At 64.2% G+C, this 4,158-nt stretch carries 4 protein-coding genes; all 4 read left to right on the top strand.

Annotated features, from left to right (window positions below):
- Positions 1 to 81 (top strand): hypothetical protein (locus tag ACT9T4_RS26525; protein WP_288465690.1); only part of this gene is annotated, 81 nt, incomplete at its 5' end.
- Positions 82 to 157: 76 nt separating this feature from the next.
- Entirely contained in the window at positions 158 to 1,603 is a 1,446-nt protein-coding gene (gene eat, locus ACT9T4_RS26520; RefSeq protein WP_499119841.1) for an ethanolamine permease, read from the top strand.
- Between the two features lie 45 nt (positions 1,604 to 1,648).
- Positions 1,649 to 3,043: an ethanolamine ammonia-lyase subunit EutB gene (locus ACT9T4_RS26515; RefSeq protein ID WP_499119839.1), complete on the top strand. Its 1,395-nt coding sequence runs from the start codon at positions 1,649 to 1,651 to the stop codon at positions 3,041 to 3,043.
- Between the two features lie 9 nt (positions 3,044 to 3,052).
- Entirely contained in the window at positions 3,053 to 3,862 is an 810-nt protein-coding gene (eutC, locus tag ACT9T4_RS26510) for an ethanolamine ammonia-lyase subunit EutC (protein WP_042556418.1), read from the top strand.
- Positions 3,863 to 4,158 lie beyond the last annotated feature (296 nt).

Genomic DNA, 4,158 nt, shown 5'->3' with positions numbered 1-4,158 from the left:
CACAAGATGATGCTCGACCACTACCAGCAGACCAAGAACCTGCTGATCAGCTACGACATCAATCCGCTGGGCTTCTTCTGATCTGCCGATTTGCCATAGCCAGCCAACCCATAAAGCAGCGCTCGCCGCACCGCGGCGGGCGTGAAGGAGTCCTGAAATGTCCAAAGAGACACTCTCCACACCCTCTCAGAGTGGTGTGGAAACCGAAGCCGTTGGCGCCGAGTACTTCGCCAACCGGCAATTGAAGCAGGGCGCTGCGGGCTGGATCCTGTTGATCGGCCTCGGCGTTGCCTACGTGATTTCCGGCGACTACGCCGGCTGGAACTTCGGCCTGGCGCAAGGCGGCTGGGGCGGCATGTTCATCGCCACCCTGCTGATGGCGACCATGTACCTGTGCATGTGCTTCTCGCTGGCCGAACTGTCTTCGATGATCCCCACCGCAGGCGGCGGCTATGGGTTCACCCGTACCGCCTTCGGCCCGTGGGGCGGCTTCCTGACCGGTACGGCGATCCTCATCGAGTACGCCATCGCCCCCGCAGCCATCGCCTGCTTCATCGGCGCCTACTGCGAGTCGCTGTTCGGCATCGGCGGCTGGATCATCTACCTGGTGTTCTACGTGGTGTTCATCGGCATCCACATCCTCGGTGCCGGTGAGGCGCTGAAGCTGATGTTCGTGATCACCGCCGTGGCGGCCATCGCGCTGGGCGTGTACATCGTGGCCATGGTGCCGCACTTTCAGGTCGCCAATCTGTTCGATATCCCGGCTACCGAGGCCACTGGTGCCAGCGCCTTCCTGCCGTTCGGCTACCTGGGCATCTGGGCCGCCCTGCCCTATGGCATCTGGTTCTTCCTGGCGGTCGAAGGCGTGCCGCTGGCCGCCGAGGAAACCAAGGATCCCAAGCGCGACCTGCCACGCGGCTTGATCGGCGCCGTGCTGGTACTGCTGGTGTTCGCCGGGCTGATTCTGTTGGTCGGCCCTGGCGCTGCCGGTGCGCAGTCGCTGGTGGCTTCGGGCAACCCGCTGGTCGAGTCGCAGGTCAAGGTCTACGGTGGTTCCACCTGGATGAGCCAGTTCGTCAACCTGGTCGGCCTGGCTGGCCTGATCGCCAGCTTCTTCTCGATCATCTACGCCTATTCGCGGCAGATCTTCGCCCTGTCGCGCGCCGGCTACCTGCCACGTAGCCTGTCGCTGACCAACCGCAACAAGGCACCGGTGATGGCGCTGATCGTACCGGGCATCATCGGCTTCGGCCTGTCGCTGACCGGCCAGGGCGACCTGCTGATTCTGGTCGCGGTATTCGGGGCCACCGTATCCTATGTACTGATGATGGCGGCGCACATCACCCTGCGCACCCGTCGCCCCGACATGCCCCGCCCCTATCGGACCCCTGGCGGCGTGCTGACTTCGTCGGTGGCTCTGGTGCTGGCTGCCGTGGCGCTGGTGGCCTGCTTCCTGGTCGACCTGCGCGTCGTGATCGGCGCTGCCATCATCTACGCTCTGTTCATCGCCTACTTCGCCTTGTACAGCCGTCACCATCTGGTGTCCGGTACGCCGGAGGAAGAGTTCGCCGCCATCCAGGCAGCTGAACGCTCCCTACGCTGATTGACCCCAAGTGGCCGCTGCGGCGGCCACGACAGGAGATACGCTATGGCTCGTTTTACCCACACCATCGGCAACATGACCTGGAGCTTCGACAGCCTGCGCGAGCTGATGGCCAAGGCCAGCCCGGCGCGCTCGGGCGATTATCTGGCAGAGGTTGCCGCGCAGAGCGACGCCGAACGGGCTGCGGCGCAGATGGCTCTGGCCGACGTGCCGCTCAAGCATTTTCTGCAGGAAGCACTGATTCCCTACGAAAAGGACGAGGTCACCCGGCTGATCATCGACACCCACGATGCAACTGCCTTCGCTCCGGTCAGCCACCTGACGGTCGGCGGGCTGCGCGACTGGCTGCTCGGTGAGGCTGCCGACGAAGCCAGCCTGAGCGCCCTGGCGCCGGGGCTGACACCGGAGATGGCGGCGGCCGTCTCGAAGATCATGCGTGTGCAGGATCTGGTGCTGGTGGCCCAGAAGACCCGCGTGGTTACCCGCTTTCGCAACACCATGGGGCTGCGCGGGCGGATGTCCACGCGCTTGCAGCCCAATCACCCCACCGACGATCCGGCCGGTATCGCCGCCAGCATCCTCGACGGCCTGCTCTACGGTAATGGCGATGCGATGATCGGCATCAACCCGGCCACCGACAGTGCGAGTTCGATCCGCGCCCTGCTGGACATGCTCGATGCGATCATCCAGCGCTATGAAATCCCCACCCAGTCCTGCGTGCTGACTCACGTCACCAGCTCCATCGCCGCCATCGAGCGCGGCGCACCGCTGGATCTGGTGTTCCAGTCGATCGCTGGCACCGAGGCGGCCAACGCCAGCTTCGGGGTCACCCTCAAGGTGCTGCAGGAAGGTTACGAGGCCGGTCTGAGCCTCAAGCGCGGCACCCTGGGCAACAACCTCATGTACTTCGAAACCGGCCAGGGCAGCGCCCTGTCGGCCAACGCCAACCACGACGTCGACCAGCAGACCTGCGAAACCCGCGCCTACGCCGTGGCGCGGCACTTCAACCCGTTTCTGGTCAACACCGTGGTCGGTTTCATCGGCCCCGAGTACCTGTACAACGGCAAGCAGATCATCCGCGCCGGCCTGGAGGATCACTTCTGCGGCAAGCTGCTCGGCGTGCCCATGGGCTGCGACATCTGCTACACCAACCATGCCGAAGCCGATCAGGACGACATGGACACGTTGCTGACTCTGCTCGGCACCGCTGGCATCAACTTCATCATGGGCATTCCCGGCTCCGACGACGTGATGCTCAATTACCAGACCACCTCGTTCCACGATGCCCTCTACGCGCGCAAGGTGCTCGGCCTGCATGTCGCGCCGGAGTTCGAGCAATGGCTGGCGCGCATGGGCATCTTCCAGCAACAGGGCGGTCAACTACGCATGGGCGACGAGCTGCCGCCGATGTTCCGCCAGGCCCTGGCGCAACTGGCTTAAGAGGACGTCATGTCAGACAAATCCCCCGCTACCGAAAACCCCTGGCAGCAGTTGCGGCAACTGACCCCAGCCCGTATCGCCCTCGGGCGCGCGGGCACCAGCCTGCCGACTGCCGCGCAGCTGGATTTCCAGTTCGCCCATGCCCAGGCCCGTGACGCCGTGCACCTGCCGTTCGACCATGAAGGCCTGCGTGAGGAGCTGCAGGGCCGAGGGCTCGACACCCTGCTGCTGCACAGTGCCGCAACGGATCGACATACCTACCTGCAACGCCCGGATCTGGGCCGACGCCTCAACGAGGAGTCGGCCACCGCGCTGGATGGCTACGCCGCAGAAAAGGGCCGCGGTTACGACCTGGCCATCGTCATCGCCGATGGGTTGTCGTCACTGGCCGTACGCCGCCACAGCTTGCCGTTCCTGGAAAGGCTGCTCGATCAGCTGGGCGAGGAAGGCTGGACCCTGGCACCCATCACCCTGGTCGAACAGGGCCGGGTCGCGGTGGCGGACGAAGTGGGCGAACGGCTGGGGGCGAAGATGACGGTGATCCTGATCGGCGAACGCCCCGGGCTCAGCTCCCCCGACAGCCTGGGTCTGTACTTCACCTACGCGCCGCGGGTAGGCCTCAATGACGCCTACCGCAACTGCATTTCCAACGTGCGCCTGGAAGGCCTGAGTTACGGCATGGCGACCTTTCGCCTGATGTACCTGATGCGTGAGGCCTGCCGGCGCCAGCTATCGGGCGTCGACCTCAAGGACGAAGCCGAAGTGCCGACCCTGGAGGACGCCGGGCCGGGCAACTTCCTGCTGCCGGATCAGCGTTAGACCGCATTGGGCCATCGGTGTAGGCGCCTCGGGAATGGAGTATGCCCGTAATCTTTCGCGGGCATGGCCCGCTCCCATAAAGGCGCAGAACAGTCACCACTTCCGATACTTTCGACTATCGCAGCAGCCGCAAGAAAGGCAGAACACAAAAAGCGAGCATGGCGCAGAACCTGTGGGAACGGGCCAGGCTCGTGATCGTTTCGCGGGCATGGCCCGCTCCCACAAAGGCACAGAACAGTCACCACTTCCGATACTTTCGACTATCGCAGCAGCCGAAAGAAAGGCAGAACACAAAA

The organism is Pseudomonas sp. SZ40 (genome assembly GCF_052958135.1).
The sequence above is the reverse complement of the archived record's forward strand: the minus strand, read 5'-3'. Positions and strand labels throughout refer to the sequence as shown.